Annotated in this window: 2 protein-coding genes; one reads left to right on the top strand and one right to left on the bottom strand. The window is 36.6% G+C overall.

All coding sequences use genetic code 11. From position 1 onward, the window contains the following. Positions 1–123 precede the first annotated feature (123 nt). Entirely contained in the window at positions 124–1,296 is a 1,173-nt protein-coding gene (odhB, locus tag WG67_RS02300; protein WP_070356844.1) for a 2-oxoglutarate dehydrogenase complex dihydrolipoyllysine-residue succinyltransferase, read from the top strand. A gap of 38 nt (positions 1,297–1,334) precedes the next feature. Here odhB and WG67_RS02305 read toward each other — a convergent pair. Continuing rightward, positions 1,335–3,285: tetratricopeptide repeat protein (locus WG67_RS02305; protein ID WP_410543620.1), on the bottom strand; the 1,951-nt coding region annotated here is incomplete at its 5' end.

The raw sequence follows: 3,285 nt of genomic DNA on the forward strand, positions 1-3,285 counted from the left end.
CATTTGGGAATATGTTATCCGTTTGTCACTTCTAAATGATAAGAGCCTCAATGAATTTATTAGTTTATTACATGTCTCTTTTCATGTATAAATCTATAGAAAGTTTTATACGGAAGTTGTTTTATGAGCAAAATTATAGAAATCAGAGCACCAAAAACTCTTGGTGGTGAATCAGTTACAGAAGGTATAGTAAAAATAAAGAAGGGTATTGGAGAAGCAGTAAAAGTAGATGACTTGATCTTTGAAATTGAAACTGACAAAACAGCACTCGAATTAACTGCAGAAGCTTCAGGGCAAATAACTGAATTTCTTATAAAAGAAGATGATGTAATAAGTCCTGATCAATTGTTAGCGAAGCTTTCCATGGGAGAAGTAAAAGAGGAAGCGAGAAAAGAAGATAAAAGCGAAAGTGCTGCTAAAAAAGATGCTCCATCAGCTCGTAAAATTATGGAAGAAAATGCAATCAGTGCAGAAAGCGTCAAAGGAACTGGCATGGGAGGCAGAATAACAAAAGCAGATGTGATAGGCCATATGAACAAAGCTGAACAACCTGCAATAAAACAATATGAATTGCCAAAAAGTGTAGTAAATGGAGAGCAAAGAGAGGAACGAGTAAAAATGAGCAAAATAAGGCAAGTAATTGCCGCTCGTTTGAAAGCATCGCAAAATACTGCTGCAATACTGACCACATTCAATGAAATTGACATGAAGAATGTCATGGATCTAAGAGCAAAATATAAGGACGCCTTTGAAAAAAAATATGGAATAAAACTTGGTTTTATGTCGTTTTTTATAAAGGCAGCGGTGCAAGCATTGAAAGAAATTGCTGAAATTAACGCTGAAATCTCAGGCGATGAAATCATATNTAAACATTACTATGACGTAGGTGTTGCTGTTGGCACCGATAAAGGTCTTGTTGTACCAGTTATTCGGGGTGCCGATCAGATGTCATTTGCAGAAATTGAGTTGACTTTAGTTGCTCTTGGCAAAAAAGCTCGTGAGGGTAAATTACAAGTATCAGAAATGGAAGGTGCAACATTTACCATCTCAAACGGTGGAGTATACGGTTCACTTCTTTCCACTCCGATAATAAACCCTCCGCAATCTGGAATACTTGGAATGCATTCAATACAAAACAGGCCAGTTGCTGTTGGTAATGCAGTAGAAATCAGACCTATGATGTACATTGCTCTCTCTTACGATCACAGAATAGTTGACGGCAAAGGAGCAGTAACTTTCCTCGTTAAAATAAAAAATTATATAGAAGATCCAAATAGATTAGTTTTGGAAGTGTAGCTCAAATGAATTGTTGTTAATCCAGTATTGCTAAAAACCTAAATGTCATCTAGTTCTGCCAGCAGTTTAGCAACTTCCGGATGATCAGGGCCATAATGTTTCTCAAAAATAGGCAAGGCCTGTTCAAGCAATTCCTCTTGTTTCTTGTGATCGCCCAAAGCGCCATAGGTAATACCAAGATTTGCCAGTAGTTTGGCAACTTGAACATGACCAGAGCCATAATGTTTCTCAAAAATAGGTAAAGCTCGTTCAAACAACTCTTTTGCTTTCTGATGATCGCCAAAAGTGCCATAAACGATACCGAGGGTTGCCAGTAATTTAACAACTTCAAAATGGTCGAGGCCGTAATGTTTCTTTCGAATTGCTAGAGCCTGTTCAAGCAACTCTTTTGCCTTCTGGGGATTACCTAAAACCCTATAAGAATTACCGAGGTTTGCCAGTGTTCTAGCAACTTCAAAATGGTCAGGCCTGTAATGTTTCTTTTTGATTGCTAAAGCCCGTTCAAGTAACTCCTTTTGTTTTTTATAGTCACCTAAATCCACATGAGAGATACCAAGGTTTGTCGGAGTAATAGCGACTTCAAAATGATCAGAGTTGTAATATTTTTCTTTAATTGTTAAGACCTGTTCAAGCAGCTCCTTTTCTTTCTGAGGATCACCCAAAGCACCATAAGCGATACCAAGGTTTGCTAGTAGTTTAGCAACTTCAAAATGATCATAGCCATAATATTCCTTAAAGATAGGTAAAGCCCGTTCAAGCAACTCTTTTTCTTCCTGAGGATCACCTAAAGCCCTATAAGCGGTGCCTAAACTTATTAGTGTTCTAGCAACCTCAGGATGACCAGTGCCATAATGTTTCTCAAAAGTAAGTAAAGCTCGTTCAAGCAATTCCTTTTGTTTCTTATAATTGCCTAAATACCCGTAAGCGTTACCTAGGTTTGCCAGCAGTTTAGCAACTTCGAAATGATCAGGGCTATAATGTGTCTTCAAGATAGGTAAAGCCCGTTCAAGCAACTCTTTTTCTTTCTGAGGATCACCTAAAGCACCATAAGCAATGCCAAGGTTTGCTAATGTAATAGCAGCTTGAAAATGATCAGAGCCATAATGTTTCTTGATGATAGGTAAAACCCGTTCAAGCGACTTCTTTTGTCTTCTAGGATCTAAATCAAAATATCCATCGCCTATCCATATTAACAAATTTACAAGATAATCCTTTTCTATTGTTTGTTTTTCTGAAGGATTTTTTGTTAGCCAATTATCTACATGTGATAAGAACGCTTCTAAATGCGGCAATAATTGTCGTTTCTTAGCATAATCTTCTAATTTATCACTGCCGTAAGGAAAGCTTTCTTCCAGTAACTCAAAAGTCTTTTTCACAACTTTGTCTTTGCCTTGTTTTTCTAACTCTATTCTTGTTACTTGCTGTACTAACCTGTGGATATTGACTGAGCTTTGCTCTTCTCCTGAGTTGATCATTGAATATTGTTTAAGTAGTTGGATAGCATCACCTAACTTTTCTTCATTGCGTTCTACCCCTAAAAACATTTTTGCAGGAATGTTGTCAGGAGCAATATAGGCAATGATATCCAAGATTTCTTTGGCTTGCTGACCATACTCTGGGTTATCTTTGATTTTATCAATAGTAATTCTCCAGGTTATAAAAGTTGTCTTGGTGTAGCTATTGTCGCTGTCTTTAGGAAACTTAAAATCAAGTAATTTTTCTGCTTCCTCTTTGTATCTCTTTAAATAATCACTAATTTCAAACTTCAAGCCTACATTCTTTAATGCTATATCCCTTTCTTTTATGTATGCAACTGCCTGCTGCAAAGCTAAAGGAAAATGCTGTAATGTTTCTGCCAAATTCTTTATTTCATTTTCTTGTGAACCATCTTTTATACCTAATGCTTTTCTAATAAAGTCTATTGATTCTGGTTCAGTAAATGCACCCAATGTTAATGATTTTATATCTCCCCATTTCTGATTACGAGAG

This window comes from Wolbachia endosymbiont of Drosophila incompta, from assembly GCF_001758565.1.
In the GTDB taxonomy this organism is placed as follows: Bacteria; Pseudomonadota; Alphaproteobacteria; order Rickettsiales; family Anaplasmataceae; genus Wolbachia; species Wolbachia pipientis.